Raw genomic sequence first — 24,798 nt, forward strand, 5'->3', positions numbered from 1 at the left:
TCATTTAAAACTTATTACAGCATGAAATATTCAATTTTATTTTAGCCAATAAAAAACCCGCCTAAGCGGGTTTTTTTAAAACAGCTTTAAATTATACAGCTTGCTGAATAATTACGTTGTCTGCTTTTTTAGTGTACTGAGGCATACGGTGGAAGTTCAAGTAACGGTATGTATCTGCAGCCGTTGCATTGATTTTCTCTGCGTATTCTTGGTACTCAGCTGGTGTAGGTAATTTACCTAAAATTGCCGCTACTGCAGCAAGCTCAGCTGATGCTAAGAATACATTTGCGCCTGTACCTAAACGGTTAGGGAAGTTACGTGTTGAGGTAGAAACAACCGTTGCTTTATCTGCAACACGTGCTTGGTTACCCATACACAGTGAACACCCTGGCGTTTCGATACGTGCACCAACACGACCAAAGATACCGTAGTAACCTTCGTCAGTTAGTTGGTCTTTATCCATCTTCGTTGGTGGAGCTACCCAAAGTTGAGTTGGGATACGACCAGTAAAGCCATCTAGTAATTTACCCGCAGCACGGAAGTGACCTATGTTAGTCATACAAGAACCGATGAATACTTCGTCGATTTTCTCGCCAGTAACATCAGAAAGTAAACGCGCGTCATCTGGGTCATTTGGAGCACAAAGGATTGGCTCTTTAATTTCTGCTAGGTCGATTTCTACAACGTGCTTGTACTCTGCATCAGCATCAGCTTCCATAAGTTCTGGGTTAGCTAACCACTCTTGCATTGCATTAATACGACGTTCGATTGTACGTACATCGCCGTAACCTTCAGAGATCATCCACTTAAGCATAACAATGTTAGACTCAAGGTATTCGCTGATAGACTCTTTAGAAAGCTTAACAGTACAACCTGCTGCTGAACGCTCTGCTGATGCATCTGATAATTCAAACGCTTGCTCAACAGTTAAGTGCTCAACACCTTCAATTTCTAGTACGCGACCAGAGAATTCGTTGATTTTACCTTTTTTCTCTACTGTTAATAAGCCTTGCTTAATACCGTAGTAAGGGATTGCGTGTACTAGGTCACGTAAAGTGATACCTGGTTGCATTTCACCTTTAAAGCGAACCAAAATAGACTCAGGCATATCAAGTGGCATAACACCTGTTGCTGCTGCGAACGCTACTGCACCTGAACCCGCTGGGAACGAAATACCTAATGGGAAACGTGTATGTGAATCACCACCAGTACCTACAGTATCTGGTAATAACATACGGTTTAACCAAGAGTGAATTACACCATCACCAGGGCGAAGTGAAACACCGCCACGGTTCATGATGAAATCAGGAAGCGTATGGTGAGTGTTTACGTCAATTGGTTTAGGGTAAGCAGAGGTATGACAGAATGACTGCATTGTTAAATCTGCAGAGAAACCTAAACATGCTAAGTCTTTAAGCTCATCACGTGTCATAGGACCTGTAGTATCTTGCGAACCTACAGTGGTCATTTTTGGCTCACAGTATTGGCCTGGGCGAATACCTGCTACGTTACATGCTTTACCAACCATTTTTTGCGCTAGTGTAAAGCCTTTATCAGACACTTCTGTTACTGCTGGTACTTTAAATACGTCAGTAGCACCTAAACCTAAAGAGGTACGTGCTTTGTCTGTTAAACCACGACCAATGATTAGAGGAATACGGCCGCCGGCACGTACTTCATCTAAAATTACGTCTGATTTAAGTTCAAAAGTAGAGATAACGTCATCAGTACCGTGGCGCTTAACTACACCTTCGTATGGGTAAATATCAATTTGATCACCCATGTTGAACTCATCAACATTTAACTCGATTGGTAACGCACCTGAATCTTCCATTGTGTTGAAGAAGATAGGCGCAATTTTGTTACCTAAACATACACCACCAACGCGCTTATTAGGTACGTATGGGATATCATCACCCATAAACCAAAGTACAGAATTAGTTGCAGATTTACGAGAAGAACCAGTACCTACAACGTCACCTACGTATGCAAGTGGTAAACCTTGTGTTTTTAATTCTTCAAGTTTAGTGATTGGACCTACTTCACCCGCTTTGTCAGGAGTGATACCGTCGCGCTCATTTTTTAGCATTGCTAAAGCATGAAGCGGGATATCTGGACGTGACCATGCATCTGGTGCTGGTGATAAATCATCAGTGTTTGTCTCGCCGGTTACTTTAAATACAGTAACAGAGATTTTTTCAGCAACAGCTGGCTTGTTAGTAAACCATTCAGCGTCTGCCCAAGATTGAATAATCTTTTTAGCGTGCTCGTTACCTGCTTTTGCTTTTTCTTCTACGTCGTAAAATGCATCAAACATTAATAATGTGTTTGATAGACCTTTTACAGCGATAGGCGCAAGTGTTTCGTCATCAAGTAGCTCAATCATTGGGGCGATGTTGTAACCACCTAACATTGTACCTAATAATTCTGCTGCTTTTTCATTAGATACTAATGGAGATTGTGCTTCACCTTTAGCAACTGCCGCTAAAAAGCCTGCTTTGATGTATGCTGCATCATCAACGCCTGGTGGTACGCGGTTGATTAGTAAATCTAAGATGAACTCTTCTTCACCCGTTGGTGGGTTTTTAATTAGTTCAATAAGATCAGCCGTTTGCTGAGCATCTAATGGCGCTGGTACGATACCTAACGCGGCACGTTCTTCTACGTGTTTACGATATTCTTGTAGCACAATATTGCCCTCTTGGTGACGTGAAAGTATTCGGTAGCGCCTCATGCGCAAAAAAAGTAACCCAATACTTATAGTATTCTAACGCGGGATTATAAAGCTTTTATGTATAGATGAAAATCCATCCAGCTAAGCAACTGATTATACCGACTATAAATGTTATGAATAGTGGTAAGCGTAAATTCTATTTTCGTGAATGTTTGTTAAGTAATAATCATTCTTGTTTAATCAGGTTAATACTGCATATGCTGTTTTAAAGGCATAAAAAAACCCAGCACTAAGCTGGGTTTTTAAAATAAAGTAAGTAACTATTAACGCTTAACTTTTACACGTTCAATAGATTTTACATGTGCTTCTACACGACGGTTTTCAGCGTGAGCTTCTTTCGTGTTAGCTGTGTTTTTAAGACGTTCTTCACCTAGACCAACAGTTGTAATGCGATCTTCAGCAATGCCATCTTTAATTAGCTCTTGTGCTACATCATCAGCACGCTTTTTAGAAAGCATCTTGTTGTAGTTTGCGTTACCTACCGCTGACGCGTGGCCTTCAAGTAGTACAGTTGTATCTTCGTGCTCTTTTAAGAACTCAGATACTGATGCAATGTCGTCAAAGTAACGTTGACCAACTTGTGCAGAATCATGTGGGAAAGTAACTAATAAGCTTGTTGTTACTTCACGGTCTTCGTATAAAGTACAGCCATCGCCATCAACAGCGTCTGTCATTGGCGTGTTAGGACATTTATCATCTTTATCTAGGATGTTGTCGTTGTCGCTGTCTTTAGGTTCTACAGGTACTTCTACTACTGCTGTAGGCGCTGGTTCTACAGGCTGTGCAGGCATAGAGTTTTGGCCAAATAAGTAGTTAATACCAATTTTAGCACCTACATCTGTGTAACCTTTATCAAGACCTTGGTATACCGCAGTTTCAGCGTTTACGAAAAAGCCATCAGTAATAAAGTGTTGGTAACCAACACCTGCGTTTAAGAATGTGTTGTCATCTACTACGTCCATTTCTTTAATACCGAATAGACCGTAGAAAGGGCCGCCGTCAAGGTGGTAAAGCGCATCAATACCGTAACGCTCGCCGTCGATATTATTACGATTACCCGCTACTTTATCGAACGCGTTAAAGTCCATATCTGCATACTCAAGGCGTGCGCTCCAGTAATCGCTGAAACGGTAACCTGCTTCTACACCCCAACCAGTTGACTCGTTTACATCAAGGCCAGTTTGTGCGCGCATGTTTTTCCATGACGCATCATAGTAGTCACCGAAAACACCAAGGTAAAGGCCTTCTTCTTTATCGGCAGCGAATGTAGACGCGCTAGTTGCAGCTAACGCAATTGCAATTGTAAGTGATTTTAATTTCATTGTTTTCTTCCCATTTTAACAACTTAGAAAATTGTAGCTAATCAATGCTAGCTCAACCAGTTTTGTACACACTACCTGAGCTTTTGTTAATCGATACTTAACGAAAAAATAAAGATTATAAATTTTTTCAACGATCTACAGACATTCCAACCACCAATTGTAGGTTAAGTGAAAATTTTTACCTAATCGGCAATTAATAAATTATGGTAATTTACAAATAGTTACTTTTTATGAATGCGAACAATACCACCGAGTATATAACTGCTCAATCATTGGACACTGAATCATTTAAAAATGACTATTTATAATCAGTAACTTACAATTAATTACAATACTTAAGTACCGCAAAAAGTTTGATAGCCCTTGTCATCTTTACCTGTCTCTTGAAAGCGGGCTAAGTTAGCTGTTTTATCATATGGGTTACTCATCACCGCTAAGAAGTCGCTTAGCAGCTCACTCTCGCCGTGTTGATTATATTGCGCGAGGATTTCTTCGACGATGTGATTACGCGGTATAACCCTTGGGTTAGCCGCTCTCATTAGGTTATAGCTGTTTTCATCACATCTTTTTTGCCATAACTGGGCCCATTGCGTTAATTCATCTGGCACTTTGCCACCCTTTAGTGACTCGGTTAAGGCATCAAAGGTGTTGGTGTAATCGAGCTTATGCTCTTGAAATAACAATAATAACTTACTTACAAGCTCTACATCGTCTTCTTTATAACCTGCTAAGCCTAATTTTTGTGCCCACATTTGATTATATTGCGCGTTAAATAACGTAGAAAACTGATTAATTAGCGGCGTCATTAAACTTACAGCTTGTTCGTCATCTTCATCTATAAGTGGTATTAAGCTCTCGGCTAAACGCGCGCAGTTCCAACTTACAATATTTGGCTGATTACCATAGGCATAGCGACCTTGCTTATCAATTGAGCTAAACACTGTATCAAAATCAAAGGTATTCATCATTGCACACGGGCCGTAGTCGATAGTTTCGCCGCTTATCAAGGTATTATCAGTATTCATAACGCCATGAATAAAGCCTACTCGCATCCAGCTAATAACCAGCGCTAGCTGACTATTTATAACGGCTGCTAAAAAGTCTAAATAGCGCTGAGCCCCAGTTAATTTAATACTTGGGTAATGGCGTTCAATGGCTACATCAGCTAATTTTTTTAATCCCTCTACATCACCTTGAGTTGCTAAATACTGAAACGAGCCAACGCGAATATGGCTACTTGCTAAGCGGGTAACAATTGCGCCTGGTTGCGGCGGATTACGATAAACAGCTTCGCCTGTGCCTACAACAGCCAAACACCGCGTGGTTTTAATCCCTAAGCCGTGCATAGCTTCGCTCATAATATACTCGCGAATAGCGGGGCCTAATGCGCATCGCCCATCGCCTCCTCTTGAAAAAGGCGTGGCGCCTGAGCCTTTTAACTGAATATCCCACAGCTGATTTTTATCATCGCTGATAGCACCCAGTAAGTGCGCTCGCCCATCACCCAAGCGCGGCGAAAAGTGCCCAAACTGATGCCCAGAATAGCAAAGCGCTACAGCATTTACCGGTTGCGGCTCGTTACCAGCAAAAGTACTGGCCCGCAGCGCAGGCTCAACATCAATATTAAACTGCTGTGCTAACGCTTCGTTCCACAGCAGCAATTGCGGGGCAGCAACGCTTGAAGGTTGATCCTCTATTGCAAAGTTATCTGCTATGTCTGTGTATCTTGGCACTAGTTTCATGGTTAATCCTCTGTCTGTTGGCTTATGCCTACGCGATTGTCGCCCACGCTGTAAGCCACAATTAAGCTAAGTTCTTGCAGGCTCAAACCACTTTGCTTTTGCATTTCGTTAAAAAACGCCTGTGCGGCAGTGAGTGATTTTTTAGTTTGCAGGCCGCCATCTATAATTTTGTGCGCTCTTAGGTAACTTTCTACATCTCGCGAAAGTAAAAAAGTATCTTTACCAAGCGCTCTTAAGGCATACGGGCCAGTATTTCCACCCAAACGGGCGCCGTGTTTTTTTAAATATGCCCATAAGCCAATAATGTCATCGCTTGGCCAGTTAGCTACAAACTTGCTAAAACTGCCATGTTGCTGAGCTATTTCGTGGATCATGTAGGCATTTTCAGGAATTGTTTTTACCTTTTTATAATTACGAATAATACGCTCATCAGTTGCTTTTTGCTCGAGCATATCGGGCGGCATCATAAGTAATTTATCAACACTAAACTGCCAAAAAACCTCTCTAAAACCTGGCCATTTACTGTTTATTACCGACCAGTAAAACCCGCTTTGAAATACTTTACGGGTAAACTCTTCAAGCCAGTCGTCGTCACTTAATGCGCTTAATGCTTTTTTAGATAAGGGTTTTGCGAGTAATAACTTAAGCATTTTTTCAGAACCTTTTCGCTCTACTGCTCGCTTATAAATATCGCTAAATTTTTCCATACTTATTAAATACCTCATCACTGCTCATAGGGTTAGTTTACGAGAAAAGCAGCTAATACGTAACCACCCGCATTTTCGATGAACTAATCTGTATCCTGCAACTTGACACCTAGACGGCTAAAATGTTTTAATCGCCGCAATTACCCTATTTAAATTGTATTTTGTTAAACCTTTTGCGGTTAAACAAAATACAAAGGGCTAGAAGAGGTGCGTTATTCAGGTAGCGTATGTTAGGAGCGCAAACTCCAGTGAGCATATGTGAGGGGAATACCGCCGAGAGGTAAACGCTTTTGCGAAGCAATTACTTCGGGCGACTAGGTTGAATCCTAGCGACTGTCACCAATAGCTGTTTTAGAGCAGCTTATTAGTTTGGTGGAGAGCTTCTGGTCTTAAATAATAAGGCCGTGCGCCCTATTATTTTAAGCCCATTCGCTCTTCGAATACTGTTCGAACGACGTTAATGCGGCTCACATCATACAGCCTCCTTAATATCTCGAACACCTTATAGGTTCGTAAGAGATGATTCACAACTTCAATTTAGACGACTACGCACTGTGGACAGCGCTTGTTACGCCGTTTGATCAACAAGGTAATGTTGACTACGACACGCTCACAACACTTGTTAGCGAACAAGAAGCGGCACACAACGGTATTTTACTGCTCGGTAGCACAGGTGAAGGCTTAGCCCTTACGCTTAAAGAGCAGCAAGGCATTGTTGAGCACGTGTGCCAATTAAAACCCAGTGTACCGCTTATGGTTGCTGTTGGTGGTAGTAACTTGGCCCAACAAAAAGAATGGGTTAGCTACTGTAACCAATTACCTATTCACAGCTACTTATTAGGCTCACCTCTTTATGCAAAACCAGGGGCTGTAGGTCAAACACATTGGTACGAAAGCTTATTAAACGAAAGCGCGCATCCGTGTATGTTATACAACGTACCTGGGCGCAGCGGTGTAAGCATTCCTATCGAAACCATTGAAAACTTAAAAGCGCACCCAAAACTGTGGGCTTTAAAAGAAGCCAGTGGCAACATCACCCAATTTGAAGCATACCGACAAGCCGCGCCTAATTTAGCGCTATACAGTGGCGACGATGCACTTATGCCCTACTTTGCCCAAGCAGGTGCAAAAGGCTTAGTTTCGGTTGCGGCCAATGCATGGCCTTTGCAAACACACGAATTTGTAAAGCGCAGCCTAAGCGGTCAACACCCCAATTTATTTGCTCAGTGGACTCGCGCTATTAATAGCCTATTTGCTGTAGCAAACCCTATTCCCGTTAAAGTGCTAATGCACCAGCAAGGGCGTTTAAATAGCCCACTGTTGCGTCCACCTTTAACGCATCTTGAGTTAACGCAAACCGATTGCATTACCACTGCAAACGACACCATTTTATCTTGGCATTAAACACAGGTTTTTATAATGAGCTGGTTAGAACTACTAAATAATTTAGAATCGGGCGCAGTACGCGCAGCATCACAAAACGAAAGCGGCCAATGGGAAGCTAACGTAGAAGTAAAACAAGGCATTTTAGAAGCCTTTAAAAATGGCACTAACACCGAGTTTGCAGGCGGGTTTGTTGATAAGCACAACCTTGCACCACAAGAATTTAGCACTGACGATGGCGTGCGTATGGTACCAGGTGGCACCAGTGTTCGCCGCGGTGCCTACGTAGCTAAAGGCACTATTATTATGCCACCAGCGTACGTAAATATTGGCGCATACATCGACGAAGGCACTATGGTTGATAGCCACGCATTAGTGGGTTCGTGTGCACAAGTTGGTAAAAATGTGCATTTAAGCGCAGCTGTGCAACTTGGTGGTGTACTTGAGCCAATTGGGGCAAGCCCAGTCGTGGTTGAAGACGATGCGTTTATTGGCGCAGGTTGTGTCATTGTTGAAGGCGTAGTGGTTAAAAAAGGCGCGGTACTTGCCCCAGGTGTGCGTTTATCTGCAACTATTCCGGTTTACGACTGTGTTAACGAGCGCCAGCTAGATAAAGGCGAGCCAATTCCACAGTACGCTATTGTAATACCAGGTTCTCGCCCTGCGTCTAACGAATGGGCTCGTGAGCAAGGCCTAAGCATGTCGTGTGCACTCATTGTTAAATACCGCGACGAGCAAAGCGATGCATCGTTATTGCTAGAAGAGGTTTTACGATAATGAGCTTTTTGAGCACGCCTATCAAGGCCGCCGTAAATACACTTACTCAGCAACTTGATACACCTTTTTTTGTTTACGACTTAGACAAACTAAACGCACACCTTACCCGTTTAGTTGCGCAAACCGATGTAAAGCTTTGGTATGCGGTAAAAGCCAATCCGCTTTCTAAGGTTATTCAATGCCTAGACAGCGCCGGATTTAACTTTGACGTAGCAAGTAAAGGTGAGCTTGAACAAGTCCTTGCACAAGGTATTAGTTCACAGCGCGTGCTCAACACAGGGCCTGCAAAGAGCCCTAAACAAATTAAACACTTTATTGAGCGCGGCGTGCGTATTTTTGTTGCCGAAAGCCTCAATCAAGTACGTTGGTTAAACCAGCAAGCGCAGCTGCAAAATACGCAGCTGCAAGTATTACTGCGTGTGCAATTACGCTGGCCAGAAGGTGAAAAAAACCCATTAGGGGGTGACAGCCTTACACCGTTTGGGCTTGGTTGCGATGAATGGCAAGCGCTCAATACTGGCGATTACCCAGCACTTAATTTTGATGGTCTGCATATTTTTCAGTGGGGCAACATGCTTAGCACGCAAAAGCTAAGCGAGCTGTGGTCGCAAATGATTGCACCGCTTACCACCTTGGCTAATAACTTAAATATAAACCTGAAAATTTTAGACTTAGGCGGCGGTTTAGGTATTCCTTACACACCAAACGATGCAACACTTGAGTGGGATGGATTAATCACCGCGCTGGCAAAAATTAAAAAAGATGCGGGTGTAGACGAGCTTTGGATGGAGCTTGGCCGTTACGCTGTAGGCGAATGCGGACATTACGCTAACCCCGTCGTTGAGTGCAAACAAAACTACGGACAACAGCAAGTTATTTTAACCGGTGGTATTAACCACTTATTACGCCCTGCTGTTACAAGCCAAGATTTTCCTGCGGCGTTACTGCGCGAATCAACAGCGCCAGAACAAGCAATGAGCTTATATGGCCCATTATGTACTGCCCTTGATTGCTTAGGCGAGCATAGCCTACCAAGCGATTTAAACGAGCAAGACTGGCTAGTGTTTAGCCAATGTGGCGCCTATGGTTTTACCGAAAGCATGCCCTATTTTTTATGCCATGAACTAGCTGCAGAATACGTGTTACAAAATGGCGAGCTCACCTGTGTGCGCCAAGCAGAAGATGCCAGTCACTACTTAAGGTAATAAACATGAGCATAACAACACCCATTAGCCAAGAAAACATTGTAGTAGGGGAAGTAGCAAACGGCTTACCTCTAACTATTCCGGTGTATCGCTTAAAAGGCGATGGCAGCGGGCCAAGCGTGTATATTCAAGCCAATATGCATGGCGCCGAGGTACAAGGTAACGCGGTTATTTTTCAGCTGCTAGAGCAGTTAAAACAGCTCAATTTAAAAGGCGACATTACCTTAGTACCTTATGCTAACCCTATAGGTTGTAATCAAAAATCAGGGGAATTTACCCTTGGCCGATTCGACCCTATTACTGGCACTAACTGGAACCGTATGTATCACTACAATAGTGATTTAGTCACCCAGTTTGCACACGAGCATAGCCAGTACGACGATGCAGCTTTAAAAAGTAATTTTAAAAAAGCCCTGCTTGATGAAATAGATGCCAAACTTAACGGCCCAGCTTACTTGCTCAATACCGGTAAACGCATTGCGCTTAACCTGCAAAAGCTTGCGCATCAAGCCGATATCGTGCTCGACTTACATACGGGGCCTATTTCAAGTAAGCATCTGTACTGTCCAACGTATGTCAGCGACAGCGCACGTTATTTTAATATTGAACACGTACTGCTTATTCCAAGCGACTTTGATGGCGCAATGGATGAAGCTAGCTTTTGCCCATGGTGGCATCTAAGTGATGCACTTAGTGCGCAAGGCAGGGACTTCAATGTACAGGTTGAAGCCTTTACAGTAGAGCTAGGCAGCCAAGAAAAAATAGACTTAGCAGCCGCCTTTGATGATGCAAACAGCATTTTAAGCTATTTGAACCATAAAAATGTATTGGTAGATGCAGTGTATCAACCTAAGCAGATGACTCGTTATGCGTGCCATTTAGATGACTACTTTGCTTATTATGCGCCGATTGGCGGCATGGTTGAATATGTTGCCCCATTAGGCGCACACATAAAGGCAGGTGAGCCAATAGCCCATATATTGCGCATGGAGCGCTATTTAACTGAGCAGCCCCTACAAACATTAAGCCTTGATTGCGATGCAATTGCTATTTTGCATTTTGCCTCAGCAAGCGTAAACCAAGGCACTGAACTTTATAAGTTTTTTACTAACGTATTTGAGTTATAGCGCACCGCGCTATAACTCCCCCTTCTCATTGCGTGAGAGTAAGTTAACTAACTTACAATATAAGCGGCTATATGCCGCTTTTTTTGATCTGTGATAACGGTGTAAACGTAAGGTAATCAAATAAGTGTAAATTCAGTGAAAGTTCACCGTTACAAATGTAAAAACACGTTATAATTTATAAATCTACCTTACTCTCAAAGGAATAAACAATGAGCTGGCGTTATTGGATTGCAGTTACGGCTTTACTAAGCACACCCTCTTTTGCCCAACAAGAGGTTAAAAAAAATGAACAAGACAACGACATAGAGCTAGTTAAGCAATGTATTTTAAATGAAGTAATTGGTGGCGATGGTAAGCAAACCTTAGACGAGCTGCGTACAAAATGCTCCGCCCTTGAAGAAAACAAACAACTTACCGCACTTGATAAACGCAAGGCTCGCGAAGAGGTAAGCAAAAAAAATCGTAACGTAATTACGCCGCATAAACGTAACTACATTTTACCTTTATCGTATGTCTCGCACCCTAACGATCGCCCGTTTGACGGCTTTGACGAGCTAACAGATGAAGAAAATGGCGAACCCCTTGATAACCTAGAGGCTAAATACCAGCTTTCTATTAAAGTGCCACTGTACGATGATTTTGCAGATGACGACCAAGCCATCTTTTTTGGCTTTACCTTGCAGTCGTATTGGCAAATTTATAACTCAGAGATTTCTTCTCCGTTTCGTGAAACCAACTACGAACCAGAAATATTTTGGGTAAACTACCTAGACCAAGAAAACGTACTTTGGGGCGACGAAATGGCCATAGCGCTGGGTATTTCGCACCAATCTAATGGCCGCAGCCAGCCAAACTCTCGTTCATGGAACCGAATTTACGCCGATTTTATATGGGAAAAGAGCGGTTTTGTATTTAGCTTTAAACCTTGGTATCGCATTGCCGAGGATGAAAAAGACAATATATTAGAAGCCGATGGCGACGACAATCCAGATATTTACAAATACATGGGTTACTTTGAATTTGGCGGGGCGTATCGTTATCACGATCACGAGTTTAGCTTTATGACTCGTAACAATTTAAATTCAGATAACCGTGGTGCACTTCAACTAGATTGGTCATTCCCGCTTTGGGGTCGTTTACGTGGCTACGCGCAGTACTTTAACGGTTACGGTGAAAGCCTAATTGATTATAACGCTGATGTAGAGCGTATTGGTGTAGGTATATTACTTACTGATTTACTCTAATTTATTAATACGCCATAAAAAAAGCCAAGCCCTTTTATAAAGTGCTTGGCTTTTTTATTAAAGCGTTAATCGTTATTTTTTAACCGCAAACACCCCTTCAAACTCTGCAACAACATCGCTGCCATCAAATATAGTAACAGGTACTACGTAACTTGCTTTGCCTGTTGTTTCCAGCTCACTGAGTTTACCTTTACAGGTTTGCACATCAACACAACCGCGTGGGTCGGTATTAAGTGGTTTTAAGTATTTTATAGTGGCATCGGCTAATACAATATTGCCCTCAAGCCCTGCCTCTTTAAGCGCTAAGTACGTTGCGCCCCAACCGGTTAAGGTTGCTAAGCTGTATATAGAGCCTGCAAACATAGTGTTGTGTAGGTTTAAGTTAGCGTCTAAATCAGCACGCGTTGTAAACTGCCAGTCTGTGTAGCTTTCTACTTTTATACCCATTGCATCACTAATTGGGATTGATTCACGCCAAATATTTTGCAGTACTTGCGTCCAATCAGGGTGGCGAAACCATCCCGGCTCACTAGGCTTTTGCTTAATCATTTTGAAATGTTGAACATCGCCATACGCTAAGTGGGCTTTTTCTTTTAGCTCATAGCCGTGGCGCTTATAAAACTCAAGCGCACGCTCGCGAGCAAATAACACTAATTCGCCTGCATTTTGCGTCCATGCTATTTTTTCAAGCTCGTGTAATAAACGGCTACCAATATGCTGGTTACGGTTGCCTTCGGCTACGGCCATGTAACGTACTTGCGCTTGTTCATGGTTGTTAAAGTGTAAACGGGCCACACCAAGCACATCACCGTTGTTATTTTTTATAAAGCGATGCTCTGAGTCTTGTTCCATATCATCTTGTTCAGAGCCACGAGGCTCATTCCAAGGCGCACGTAGTACTTCCCAACGTAATTGATAGTACGCTTGCCAGTCTTCGCTGCTCTGCGGTGTAGTTACTTGAAACATATATACTCCTGTTGTTTTGCCGTAAATAAAAAATAAAGGCTACGGCATGTAATCCAACTGAATAACTCTTTAACCTGCACATTGGTTTTTACATTAGAAAATTAAAGATTAAGTTGGTTGGAATTATTATGGCAAATACCATACTCCATCTTTTAAACACTGCCAATACGACTTTGGTAAGCAAGCGAAAAAATAACTGTTTTACCCATCGCATCAGCTAGTTTATGCTGGGCCTTTAGAGATTGAACATGCACTGAGCGAAGGGTTCTGCCTAGGGGAAATTTACTCTTTGTTGCCTACATGGGTGTAAGCCAGTAGAGTAACGCAGGAGCAGTTACCGAGCCCACTAGGTTACAAATCTCGCGCCGCGATTAAATCGCCCCCTAGATTGAACAAACTTTAATCCTGAAAGGTCAACAGGCCCTTAATGTTATGAGCGATTTTATAAACCCTTTAACGGGTGTAGTGAGTAGCCACTTTATTAGTCACAGCCAAGATATTGGGCAACTAGTTTACTGGCATAAATATGCAGGCGATCACATACAGGTTCGCCAATTCGGGCAGCTTCGCTGGCTGCTAATTAACGATACATTGCAATCGGTGATAGAGCTTAACAATCCACAGCGCTTACTATTTCCACATTTAACCTATTTAGCTAAGCAGTGGCAAACCTTAGCACCACCAAATCATGTGTTAGAACTTGGCCTTGGCGGTGGCGCTATACGTAATTACTTACAATACACTTACCCGCAGGCACACGTAACATCAGTTGAAAAAAATGCAGATATAATTGCCTGCTATACAGATTTTTTCGCTCTTAAAAACCAAAGTGACGTGCAGTGTGATGACGCGCAAAATGTACTTAGCAAGGCACATAACCATGACTGGATTATTCTTGATTTATTTAGCCAAATAGATGCACCACGATTTTTGTTTGAACGCGCTTTTTATCAAAAAATATACGATGCGCTAAACGCAGGTGGCACGTTATTTATTAACTTTTTGTCGCAACATGAGTCGCAGTTAATTCAGTTACAGCAATTACTATTTAATGTGTTTGGCGTAAAAGTAAGCCCGCATAAAATTGCGGGCTTTGTGAATCATATTATTATTGTTACTAAAGCTGGTAATTAAACCGATAAGTTAAACGTAACAGGTCCATCGTTACACAAGCTCACTTGCATATCGGCGCCAAACTCTCCCGTGGCAACACTAATACCCTGCGCTTTAGCTTGAGTTACAAAGTACTCGTAAAGCGCGTTAGCTTGGCTAGGTGTGGCTGCCGATGAAAAGCTTGGGCGCATGCCTTTTTTAGTATCAGCCGCTAATGTAAATTGCGACACCACGAGTAATTCACCGCCTATATCTTTTAGGCTTAAGTTCATTTTGTCGTTTTCATCGGTAAATATTCGGTAATTACTTACCTTATGCAACAGCTTGTCGGCGGCTTGCTCATCATCTGGTTTTTCAACACCGAGTAACAATAAAATACCTTGGCCAATTTCACCTATAACTTGGTTATCAACTTCTACTTTGGCACTTTTTACACGTTGTATTAAGCCTTGCATTTAACTGCGTTCCTCTGTTTTTAGTTCTTCATCAATGTCTATTTCTGGTGTTTGTGGTACATGATTAGGGCTTATACAGGCGGTAAATTCGGCCCCTAATAACACCACCACCCACGACAAATACACCCACACAAATAAAATAGGAATGGTCGCAACAGCGCCATAAATTACTTCGTACGAAGGGAAATGGCTAATATAAAGCGCAAAGCCTTTTTTAGTCAGCTCAAATAATACTGCCGCAAAAAGAGCCCCCGGTAGCGCAGCCCTAATAGATACAGGCGTGTTAGGCACTAAAGTGTATAACATTAAAAAGCCAATCATCGAAAAGCCATAAGGCACCAGCTTTAACAAAAAGCCACTAAACCCAGGAATGCCCTGATCGGCAAACGACACTAACGAAACAATATACGATGTAACACCAATACTTGCGCCCAGAAGTACGGGGCCTAAGCTCAATACCATCCAATAAACCGCAAAAGAGATCATCATGGGGCGTTTTTTCTTAATACGCCAAATACGATTAAGCGTGGCATCAACATTACGTATAAGCAGCAGTGCAATCGCCGCTAAAAAGCCAATACCCACCGCGGTCATTTGGTTCGCATTGCCAGTAAAGGAGCTTATATGCTCTTTAATAACATCAGATGAGGTAGGTACAAAGTTAGTAAACAAAAAGCTTTCTATGGCTATGCGGGTCGACTCAAACCCCGGGAAGGCCGAAAATATTGCCACGCCTACCGCTATCAAAGGCACTAAAGAAAGCAAAGTAACATAGGCAAGGTAGCCTGCATTCACTGTTATTTGATCGTCTATACAGCGGTTAACGTACTGCATCCACCAGCTTGGCTGTTGCCTTAAAAAGGAGATAGCTTGCTGTTTATAAAGGGAGAGCTTATCATTCATACAATTGACTTGTGCTAATCGAATTTTGATTATGATAGCAATCAGCACCATAATTTACAGCACTTACTGGTAAATAGGGATCCAAATGAAAAAACAAACATTACTTAGCGCCTCGGTACTGGCCATTACGCTTACTTTATCGGGCTGTCAGTCGGCCTATTATTCTGCAATGGAAAAAGTAGGTGTACATAAGCGCGACATTCTTATTGACCGCGTAGAAGAAACCAAAGATTCACAAGAAGAGTCGCAAGAAGAATTTCAATCAGCACTTGAGCGCCTAACAACTTTAATTAATTTTGATGGCGGCGAGTTACAAGATGCCTACAATCAACTTAACGATGATTATGAGTCGAGCTTAGCAGCCGCTAATGAAGTATCGAGCAATATTAATAAAGTTGAAGATGTAGCAGAAGCTTTATTTGATGAATGGAGCGATGAACTTGAGCAATACAAAAGCGCGTCGCTTAAGCGCGAAAGCAGTAAAAAGCTAGCGGCTACACAACGCCAATTTAGCCAGTTACTACGCTCTATGCGCAGTGCAGAGAGCAAAATGGAGCCAGTGCTATCGTCTTTACAAGATAACGTACTGTACTTAAAGCATAACTTAAACGCACAAGCGGTTGCCGCTATTAAAGGCGAATTCACTAATTTAAAGCGTGATATTCAAGTGCTGATGAACGACATGAATAAATCAATTGCCGATTCAAACAAGTTTATAGAGCAAATGAATAGCGCTGGCTAATCAATTAAAATCTGCCTAACAAAGCCTGCATATTGCAGGCTTTTTTGTTGTTACGTTTTGTTACCTTTGAACTATTTGTTAATCTTTTGATGTTGTTATACTTTTATAAAAATAATAATAGATAGCAACAATGAAACTAAAAACCACCAGCCTTGTATTTATTTGTGGATTGCTTAGCGCTTGCGAAACCGCTAATCGCATTGAGGTGATTGCAGGGGAAAGCACGCTTACCCCGCAGCATCAAACAGGCGAGCGAAAAGGACGCTTTTATAACCTCTACCCTGGCAAAAAAACCTACCCCACCACCTGCGAAACCGGCTGCTACCCGCCAAGCCCTAAATTACAATGCAAACAAGACGCTGAAGATTGCCAATTTATTGCTGAGCAAAAGCCAATTAATTTAAATACGGGCTTTACCGTGCGCTGGTTAGGGCACGCTGGGTTTATGATCCGCACACCTAACGGACAACACGTGCTATTTGATCCTGTAAAAGAGCAGTTCGACTCACCTGTTGATTTAGCCTTTAGGTTAGCCTCAGGGTTTTACAGGCAACCCGGCGATTGGCTTACACAAAACGAGCTTAAAAACCTAAGTGCAGTGATGTACTCGCATATTCATTACGATCACTTTAATAAAGCCGATATAGGGGAGCTTGGTAATAAACCTCGCTACTTAACGCCATTAGGTATGGCCGACAACTTCCCTACTGGTGGCTATAACATTAGCGAAATGGCCTGGTATGCAAAAACACAGCTTGATGATTTAACGATTCATGCCCTACCAGCGCACCACTTTAGTAGCCGTGTATTGGTGCCCTTTATTTACGAAGATAACGATAAAGACCTATGGAATGGCTGGTTGCTTGAGCAAAACGGCAGTACCGTGTTTTTTGCCGGCGATACCGGCTACTCAAAACACTTTAAAGACATTCAGCAAAAGTATGGCGATATAGACATATGCCTACTGCCCATAGCCTCGTATTACAGTGAAGACAGCCCTACTTGGTATCGTTATGTACACACCACACCAGAGGATGCTGTAAATGCAGCTAGCGATCTTAACTGTAAAGTAATGATACCGTGGGGCTATGGTAACTCAAGCTGGAAAATGGGCGACCGGACAAGTCATTCAGCACTGCTAAGGTTACTACATATGCACAATAAAATGGCTTCAACCACACCTTTATATATTTTAAACGAAGGCGAAAGTATTTCACTGTAACTCATTGCTGAACTGTTTTAGGATGATTGTAATATCTAAATACATATTAACATTGAGAAATTAATGAAAAAACACGCATTAGCTTTAAGCTGTTTATTAAGCGCCCCAGTAATGGCCATTGATGTAGCGCATACATCGACCCCTATTACTATTGATGGCGTATCTGAAAGCGCATGGGATAAAGCAACATGGCATGATATGCCGCATTTAATGGATGGCACCTTGCCCTCATCAGATGCCGACTTTAAAGGCCGCTACCGCCTGCTGTGGGATAAAAACTACCTGTATTTACAAGCTGATATAACTGACGATGTACTTATTGATACGCACCCAGACCCGACCGTAAAATATTGGGATGACGATGCGCTGGAAATTTTTATCGATAGCGACGCCTCAGGTGGTATTCACCAATTTAACCATACCGCGTTGGCATATCACATCGGCCTTGATAACCAAGCCGCCGATTACGGCCCCGATAAAAAAGCCCATTTATACACCGACCACTTAACAAGTAACTGGAAGCGTAATACCCAAGCCCCTTATAACATCACCTGGGAAGTTGCTATAAAGCTCTACCCAAATGATTATCAAGAAGGCGGACAAAATACACCGCTTAAATTAACGACAAAACAAGTCATCGGCTTTATGCTCGCTTATTGCGATAACGACGGCAGTAAAGTGCGAGAACACTTTATGGGCTCACATGAAGTCCAACCAGTCAATGGCGACAGAAACCGCGGTTTTATAGACGCAGATGTATTTGGCAAAATTACCCTGCTGCCAAAAAGTAACCACTAATAAATAGTTGAGAAGTAGGTTGGGTTGAGCGCAGCGAAACCCAACGAAAAAATACCCTACCAACAATGACAGATGCTTTGCGTTATCGATTGATTAAGCTTTGACTCTTTTACTTCTCTTTGTGCAAATATTTTTTAAGTGAATTATTCACAAAGAGGATAAGAGGCGCTGCGCTTTTAGAGATAAATACATTGTGGCAGTTTCACTATAGAACGAACTATAAACACTGACGTATTTGGTAAAGCCACTCTACTGCCAAAAAGCAACTACTAATAAATAGTTGAGACGTAGGTTGGGTTGAGCGCAGCGAAACCCAACGAAAAAATACCCTACCAACAATGACAGATGCTTTGCATTATCGATTGATTAAGCTTTGACTCTTTTACTTCTCTTTGTGCAAATATTTTTTAAGTGAATTATTCACAAAGAGGATAAGAGGCGCTGCGCTTTTAGAGATAAATACATTGCTGCAGTTTCACTATAGAACGAACTATAAACACAGACGTATTTGGAAAAGCCGCTCTACTTTCAAAAAGTAACCACTAATAAATAGTTGAGACGTAGGTTGGATTGAGCGTAGCGAAACCCAACGAAAAAACACCCAACCAACACGCACTACCACTATGCATTGTTGCAGGTTTATATAGCCTACTGACTTTCAGCTTAAACCTGCCTATTTAGCTGCTCCGTTCTAAACTGACCGCTGATAACTTATAGCTGACAACTCTTGTTTTAACCCACAAAAAAGCCGCTGTATTTTGCAATACAGCGGCTTTTAAACCATTACTCTAAATTAATAGATTATGATTTTGGAGCACGACCCGCACGCTTACGCTCACTTTCAGTTAAGTGACGTTTACGGATACGAATGTTCTCAGGTGTTACTTCTACTAACTCGTCATCATCGATGAACTCAAGCGCTTGCTCTAGTGTGTAGTTCAATGGTGGCGTCAATGTTTGTGCTTCATCTGTACCAGATGCACGAACGTTAGTAAGTTGCTTACCTTTAAGGGCGTTAACTGTAAGGTCGTTATCGCGGCTATGAATACCGATAACCATACCTTCGTAAACTTCAACACCGTGACCGATGAATAATTTACCACGCTCTTGTAAGTTAAATAATGCGTTAGTAAGTGCTTTACCTGTAGCATTTGCAATCATTACGCCGTTCTTACGAACACCTAGCTCGCCACCTTTGTGCGGACCGTAGTGATCGAATGTATGGTAAAGTAAACCAGAACCTGAAGTTAACGTCATGAACTCAGTTTGGAAACCGATTAAGCCACGGCTTGGGATCATAAAGTCTAAACGCATACGGCCCTTACCATCTGGTGCCATATCAGTAAGTTCACCTTTACGAAGACCAATTTGCTCCATGATAGAACCTTGATGCTCTTCTTCACAGTCAATTGTTAGTGTTTCATACGGTTCTTCTAATACGCCATCGACAGTGCGTAAGATTACTTCTGGACGAGATACAGCTAGCTCATAACCTTCACGACGCATGTTTTCGATTAAGATACCAAGGTGTAATTCACCACGGCCCGATACGCGGAAGCTATCTGGGTTGTCAGTATCAGCAACACGAAGTGCAACGTTATGTACTAATTCTTTGTCTAAACGCTCACGAATATTACGTGATGTTACAAACTTACCTTCTTTACCACAGAAAGGAGAGTTATTTACAGAGAACGTCATTGTTACTGTTGGCTCATCAACACTTAGTGGTGGTAATGCTTCAACGTTGTTAGGACAACAAACAGTATCTGAAATCTTAAGCTCGCCAAGACCTGTTACCGTTACAATGTTACCAGCGTAAGCTTTATCTGTTTCGATACGCTCAAGACCTAAGTAGCTTTGTACTGAACCAATTTTGCCGTTACGCGTAGAGCCATCAGCACTAACAATCGTTACTTGCTGGTTAGGCACAACAGAACCACGTTTGATACGGCCGATACCGATTACACCTTTATAAGAGTTGTAATCAAGCTGAGAAATCTGCATTTGGAAGTCACCTTCAGGATCTGCATCCGGTGGTGATACTTCGTCAACGATCATTTGGAACATAGGTTCCATGTTGTCAGACGGCTCGTCTAAATCTAGTGTAGCCCAACCGTTGATTGCTGAAGCGTAGATTACTTTAAAGTCTAGCTGTTCGTCAGTTGCACCAAGGTTGTCGAATAAATCAAAGATTTGATCCATAACCCAATCAGGACGTGCACCTGGCTTGTCGATTTTGTTGATAACAACAATTGGCTTTAAGCCTTGCGCGAATGCTTTTTGCGTTACGAAACGCGTTTGCGGCATTGGACCTTCTTGAGCATCAACAAGTAATAATACTGAGTCAGCCATCGAAAGTACGCGTTCAACTTCACCACCAAAATCGGCGTGTCCCGGGGTATCTACGATATTGATATGGTAGTCTTTCCAAGAAATGGCTGTGTTTTTAGCCAAAATGGTAATACCACGTTCTTTCTCAATGTCGTTTGAGTCCATCACACGCTCTTCGTTACCGCCGCGTGTTTCTAATGTACCTGATTGCTCAAGTAGTTTGTCAACCAATGTCGTTTTACCGTGGTCAACGTGCGCGATAATCGCTATATTTCTTAACTGTTCGATGCTCATATTTTTACTCAGAGAAGTTTATTCTCATTGATCCTGCAAGATCTACGCACTCATCTGCGTTTTCACCAGATGTCCCAGCATAGGATTTAAAAGGGCGCATATTATCCCTCATTAATGACATGGATGAAAGTTTATCCAATACAATTTTAAAAACTTTCTTAATACTTTTACTAAGTATCTGTTTTTTATATGACAATTATATGAAATAAATTTCGACAAATTACATAAATTGTCGTTTTTTAGCTAATTTGTTAATTGCTTTGGCACTATTTACTATTTAAGTTAAGCTGATTTAGGTGATTAAAATACGTGCAGAATCGAGCGTGAAATTTTTGCACCAATGTGGATATTTTACGCACCAAAAAAGTGCAAAGCCCGTGACCACTTTTGTGCAACCATAATTTTTAACTTAATAAACAGCAAGTTAAAATAATGGCATAAAATCGGCTTACTAAAAAACCAAAGCATTTAATGCAGCAATAATAAAACCCAACAGTTGGAGGACACATGTCACAATCGGTTTTAGATTTTATTAAAGAAAATGACGTTAAGTTCATTGATTTACGCTTTACTGATACTAGAGGTAAAGAACAACATGTTTCTATTCCTCATCACCAAGTAGATGAAGATTTTTTTGAAGACGGCAAAATGTTCGACGGCTCTTCAATTGCAGGTTGGAAAGGCATTAACGAATCAGACATGGTACTTATGCCAGTAGCTGATTCAGTAAAATTAGACCCATTCACAGAAGAAGCTACGCTAATCGTACGTTGTGATGTTGTAGAGCCATCTACACTACAAGGTTACGAGCGTGACCCTCGTTCAGTTGCTAAACGCGCTGAAGAGTACATGAAATCTACCGGTATCGCAGATACAGTTTTATTTGGCCCTGAGCCAGAATTCTTCCTATTTGATGATGTTAAATACAAGTCAGATATGTCAGGTTCTATGTACAAAATTGATGCTGTTGAAGCAGCATGGAACTCAGATAAAGACTACGAAGGTGGTAACACAGGTCATCGCCCAGGTGTTAAAGGTGGTTACTTCCCATGTTCACCAGTTGACTCTTCACAAGATTGGCGTTCAGCTACTTGTTTAGTACTTGAAGAACTAGGCCAAGTAGTAGAAGCGCATCACCACGAAGTTGCAACAGCGGGTCAAAACGAAATCGCAACTCGCTTTAATACAATGGTATTAAAAGCGGATGAAATCCAAGAGATGAAATATGTTATTCATAACATGGCTCACCTTTACGGAAAAACGGCCACATTTATGCCTAAGCCTGTTGTAGGCGATAACGGTTCTGGTATGCACTGTCACCAATCTTTAGCAAAAGACGGTGTTAACCTTTTTGCTGGTGATAAGTACGGTGGTCTTTCTGAAGATGCACTTTACTACATTGGCGGTATTATTAAGCACGCTAAAGCAATCAATGCGTTTGCAAATGCCTCAACTAACTCGTACAAACGTTTAGTACCAGGTTTTGAAGCACCGGTAATGCTTGCATACTCTGCACGTAACCGTTCTGCATCAATTCGTATCCCAGTTGTACCATCTGAAAAAGGTCGTCGTATCGAAGTACGCTTCCCAGATCCAACTGCTAACCCATACCTTGCTTTCTCTGCAATGCTTATGGCTGGCCTTGACGGTATCAAAAACAAGATCCACCCTGGCGATGCTATGGACAAGGATTTATACGACCTACCAGCAGAAGAAGCAGCAGAAATTCCACAAGTTGCATCTTCACTAGATGAAGCGCTAGAAGCACTTAGTGCTGACCGTGAATTCTTAACGCAAGGTGGCGTATTTACTGATGATTTAATCGATGCATACATTGCACTTAAATCTCAAGAAGTTGAAAAACTTAACATGACAACTCACCCAGTTGAGTTTGAAATGTACTACAGCGTTTAATACGCCGTAGACAAAATTATCGATAAGATAATAAATGTGTGTTCTCAAGCCCGCTTAGCGGGCTTTTTTTTATGGTAAATTAGGGTTATCTCCACTAAAGTTATGTAATTACAAAATATGCAGGGTAGCAATGTGAATTACAGGATATTATTACTATTTTTTGCTTTAGGATTAAGCATTTATAGTTATGCAGGCAATAAGAAAATTTATGCTTGGAAAGATAAAAATGGTGTTTTAGTGTTCTCAGATACACCACGTAGTGGCGCGCACGAAATAAAACTAAGCAGCCAAGATCTTACCCTGTCTGAGACCGGTAAACACCCCCCTGGTTCACCACAACCAACACACCCTAACCGTTTTCAAATTATGATATCGTCGCCTACACATAACCAAACCGTACGCGAAAACACCGGCTCGGTGTACGTAACAAGCCGCATAACACCGCGTTTTGAAGCTGGCTTTACCATACAGCTATTTTTAAACGGTAACGCTTATGGGCCCGCAAGCGATTTATCAACGTTTGCCATACGGGATGTAGAAAACGGAGCTCATACTTTGTATCTCAAACTTTATAATAAACAAAATCAAGCCATTGCTATCAGTCAGCCCAGTACCTTTGTGATGCAAAGAAAGGCTGTAAACTAAGTACAATGTCTCATGAAGCAAAATTAGCGCAGCAGTATTTACTGATTAAAACTTGCTTGCAAATATTAACGCACTAAAGTGGTGCAAAGATGTCAAACGAACAAAATTTTAGCCCTGAACTTCTCAATGCCATTTGGCAAAATCAAACTACATCGGTCATGTTACTTGATAAAAGTTTTACCCTTGTTTATGCCAACACCAGCACCAGCGAACTACTCGGCTTGGGTAAAAAGCGCATTATTGGGCAAACCTTTAACAGCTTATTTAATTACCATTCTGTGGATTTAGAGCGCATAGCCCAGTACTCACTTGTTGATGGTGTAGATTGCAGCCAGCACAGAGCTGACGTGGTCTTTATAGATTCTCGCCATGCAAAAATAGCCATTACATCGCGCCAAGTTAAGTTTAAAAACGAACGCTATATTTTACTTGAGTGTCGTAAAACCGATGAAGAAATAAAACACGACAAAGCCTCTAACCAAATGCATCAATATCAAGCGGCACGAAATTTAATTAGAGGGCTTGCTCACGAAATTAAAAATCCTTTAGGGGGAATACGCGGAGCGGCGCAGTTATTGCAGTATGAGGTAGATCAACAAGAAAGGGACGAATGCGCTGAGCTTATAATTGAGCAAGCCGACCGATTACGCGAATTAGTTGATAGGCTACTTGGGCCAAATCAGCTTCCGCAAAAGTCGTATGGCAATATTCACCAAACACTTGAGTCGGTTGTTAAATTAAGCACATTAGATAATTGTAAAAATATTAGTCTAGTTAAAGATTACGACCCAAGTATCCCTGATGTGTTTATTGACCAAGGCAAGGTTCAGCAAGTTGTACTTAATATTGTACGTAATGCTCAACAGGCGTTAGTTGATGGCGGTGAAATAAAAATAAAAACCCGCATTAATCATCAGTATCGCCGCCCCGGAAAAGCCCCTAAAAAAGCCTTGTTGATCCAGGTTTCTGATAATGGACCAGGCATAGACCCTAGCGTTCGCGAAACATTGTTTTACCCGATGATCACCAACAAAGAAGGTGGCTCAGGGCTAGGGCTTTCAATCGCACAAACGCTCATAGATCAGCACGACGGTTATATAGACTGTGATAGCTGGCCTGGCCATACTGAATTTAATATCTATCTGCCTTTTGCAGATTAATGTTTTGGAGTTGG

Annotated in this window: 20 protein-coding genes and 1 riboswitch; of the genes, 12 read left to right on the top strand and 8 right to left on the bottom strand. The window is 41.9% G+C overall.

Features of this window, described 5'->3' with window-relative positions; translation table 11 throughout:
* Window positions 1–91 precede the first annotated feature (91 nt).
* The 4 genes from acnB to OIZ54_RS16370 all read right to left on the bottom strand — a co-directional run bounded on the left by acnB (window position 92) and on the right by OIZ54_RS16370 (window position 6,505).
* Window positions 92–2,689, bottom strand: a complete 2,598-nt coding sequence (acnB, locus tag OIZ54_RS16355) for a bifunctional aconitate hydratase 2/2-methylisocitrate dehydratase (RefSeq protein ID WP_264390840.1) — start codon at window positions 2,687–2,689, stop codon at window positions 92–94.
* A gap of 308 nt (window positions 2,690–2,997) precedes the next feature.
* Window positions 2,998–4,056: an OmpA family protein gene (locus tag OIZ54_RS16360; RefSeq protein ID WP_138578050.1), complete on the bottom strand. Its 1,059-nt coding sequence runs from the start codon at window positions 4,054–4,056 to the stop codon at window positions 2,998–3,000.
* 335 nt (window positions 4,057–4,391) lie between these two features.
* Window positions 4,392–5,798, bottom strand: a complete 1,407-nt coding sequence (locus OIZ54_RS16365; protein ID WP_264390841.1) for a protein adenylyltransferase SelO — start codon at window positions 5,796–5,798, stop codon at window positions 4,392–4,394.
* Window positions 5,799–5,800: 2 nt separating this feature from the next.
* Window positions 5,801–6,505 (bottom strand): DNA-3-methyladenine glycosylase I, encoded by a 705-nt coding sequence (locus OIZ54_RS16370; RefSeq protein ID WP_264390842.1) that lies wholly within the window; start codon window positions 6,503–6,505, stop codon window positions 5,801–5,803.
* A gap of 194 nt (window positions 6,506–6,699) precedes the next feature.
* A riboswitch (Lysine riboswitch) is annotated at window positions 6,700–6,896 on the top strand.
* A gap of 128 nt (window positions 6,897–7,024) precedes the next feature.
* Between OIZ54_RS16370 and dapA the strand changes: the two genes are divergently transcribed.
* The 5 genes from dapA (at window position 7,025) to OIZ54_RS16395 (ending at window position 12,241) form a co-directional block, all read left to right on the top strand.
* Window positions 7,025–7,909: a 4-hydroxy-tetrahydrodipicolinate synthase gene (gene dapA / locus OIZ54_RS16375; RefSeq protein ID WP_029773500.1), complete on the top strand. Its 885-nt coding sequence runs from the start codon at window positions 7,025–7,027 to the stop codon at window positions 7,907–7,909.
* A gap of 15 nt (window positions 7,910–7,924) precedes the next feature.
* Window positions 7,925–8,665: a 2,3,4,5-tetrahydropyridine-2,6-dicarboxylate N-succinyltransferase gene (locus OIZ54_RS16380; protein WP_264390843.1), complete on the top strand. Its 741-nt coding sequence runs from the start codon at window positions 7,925–7,927 to the stop codon at window positions 8,663–8,665.
* Window positions 8,665–9,870 (top strand): PLP-dependent decarboxylase, encoded by a 1,206-nt coding sequence (locus OIZ54_RS16385; RefSeq protein WP_264390844.1) that lies wholly within the window; start codon window positions 8,665–8,667, stop codon window positions 9,868–9,870. The genes OIZ54_RS16380 and OIZ54_RS16385 overlap by 1 nt, the downstream gene beginning before the upstream one ends.
* A 5-nt stretch (window positions 9,871–9,875) precedes the next feature.
* The gene (locus OIZ54_RS16390) at window positions 9,876–10,997 is read left to right on the top strand and encodes a succinylglutamate desuccinylase/aspartoacylase family protein (RefSeq protein WP_264390845.1); all 1,122 of its coding nucleotides are present in this window, start codon (window positions 9,876–9,878) and stop codon (window positions 10,995–10,997) included.
* Window positions 10,998–11,206: 209 nt separating this feature from the next.
* Entirely contained in the window at window positions 11,207–12,241 is a 1,035-nt protein-coding gene (locus OIZ54_RS16395) for a phospholipase A (RefSeq protein WP_004588421.1), read from the top strand.
* Window positions 12,242–12,313: 72 nt separating this feature from the next.
* Here OIZ54_RS16395 and OIZ54_RS16400 read toward each other — a convergent pair whose 3' ends face one another.
* Window positions 12,314–13,207, bottom strand: a complete 894-nt coding sequence (locus OIZ54_RS16400; RefSeq protein ID WP_024032005.1) for a bifunctional GNAT family N-acetyltransferase/hotdog fold thioesterase — start codon at window positions 13,205–13,207, stop codon at window positions 12,314–12,316.
* Window positions 13,208–13,639: 432 nt separating this feature from the next.
* Here OIZ54_RS16400 and OIZ54_RS16405 point away from each other — a divergent pair, with 432 nt between their 5' ends.
* A complete protein-coding gene (locus OIZ54_RS16405; RefSeq protein ID WP_248443301.1) occupies window positions 13,640–14,341 on the top strand; it encodes a spermidine synthase in 702 nt (233 codons plus the stop codon).
* Here the strand turns inward: OIZ54_RS16405 and dtd are convergent.
* Window positions 14,338–14,775, bottom strand: a complete 438-nt coding sequence (dtd, locus tag OIZ54_RS16410) for a D-aminoacyl-tRNA deacylase (protein WP_054983371.1) — start codon at window positions 14,773–14,775, stop codon at window positions 14,338–14,340. The genes OIZ54_RS16405 and dtd overlap by 4 nt on opposite strands.
* Complete coding sequence (locus tag OIZ54_RS16415; protein WP_264390846.1) at window positions 14,776–15,678, bottom strand: virulence factor BrkB family protein; 903 nt, start codon at window positions 15,676–15,678, stop codon at window positions 14,776–14,778.
* A gap of 85 nt (window positions 15,679–15,763) precedes the next feature.
* Between OIZ54_RS16415 and OIZ54_RS16420 the strand changes: the two genes are divergently transcribed.
* The 3 genes from OIZ54_RS16420 (at window position 15,764) to OIZ54_RS16430 (ending at window position 18,440) form a co-directional block, all read left to right on the top strand.
* A complete protein-coding gene (locus tag OIZ54_RS16420; protein ID WP_004588426.1) occupies window positions 15,764–16,420 on the top strand; it encodes a DUF2959 domain-containing protein in 657 nt (218 codons plus the stop codon).
* 130 nt (window positions 16,421–16,550) lie between these two features.
* Complete coding sequence (locus OIZ54_RS16425) at window positions 16,551–17,642, top strand: MBL fold metallo-hydrolase (protein WP_264390847.1); 1,092 nt, start codon at window positions 16,551–16,553, stop codon at window positions 17,640–17,642.
* 63 nt (window positions 17,643–17,705) lie between these two features.
* Entirely contained in the window at window positions 17,706–18,440 is a 735-nt protein-coding gene (locus tag OIZ54_RS16430; protein ID WP_264390848.1) for a CBM9 family sugar-binding protein, read from the top strand.
* An 801-nt stretch (window positions 18,441–19,241) separates the two neighbouring features.
* Here the strand turns inward: OIZ54_RS16430 and typA are convergent.
* Window positions 19,242–21,065, bottom strand: coding sequence for a translational GTPase TypA (gene typA, locus OIZ54_RS16435; protein ID WP_004589455.1), 1,824 nt, complete (start codon window positions 21,063–21,065; stop codon window positions 19,242–19,244).
* A 507-nt stretch (window positions 21,066–21,572) separates the two neighbouring features.
* On the opposite strand from typA, the gene glnA reads away from it, so the two are divergent.
* The 3 genes from glnA (at window position 21,573) to glnL (ending at window position 24,784) form a co-directional block, all read left to right on the top strand.
* A complete protein-coding gene (glnA, locus tag OIZ54_RS16440) occupies window positions 21,573–22,979 on the top strand; it encodes a glutamate--ammonia ligase (RefSeq protein ID WP_024031998.1) in 1,407 nt (468 codons plus the stop codon).
* Between the two features lie 132 nt (window positions 22,980–23,111).
* Window positions 23,112–23,624: a DUF4124 domain-containing protein gene (locus OIZ54_RS16445; protein ID WP_264390849.1), complete on the top strand. Its 513-nt coding sequence runs from the start codon at window positions 23,112–23,114 to the stop codon at window positions 23,622–23,624.
* A gap of 89 nt (window positions 23,625–23,713) precedes the next feature.
* The gene (glnL, locus tag OIZ54_RS16450) at window positions 23,714–24,784 is read left to right on the top strand and encodes a nitrogen regulation protein NR(II) (RefSeq protein ID WP_004589452.1); all 1,071 of its coding nucleotides are present in this window, start codon (window positions 23,714–23,716) and stop codon (window positions 24,782–24,784) included.
* The last annotated feature ends 14 nt before the right edge of the window (window positions 24,785–24,798 follow it).

Source organism: Pseudoalteromonas sp. A3, from assembly GCF_025942345.1.
Taxonomy (GTDB): Bacteria; Pseudomonadota; Gammaproteobacteria; order Enterobacterales; family Alteromonadaceae; genus Pseudoalteromonas; species Pseudoalteromonas atlantica.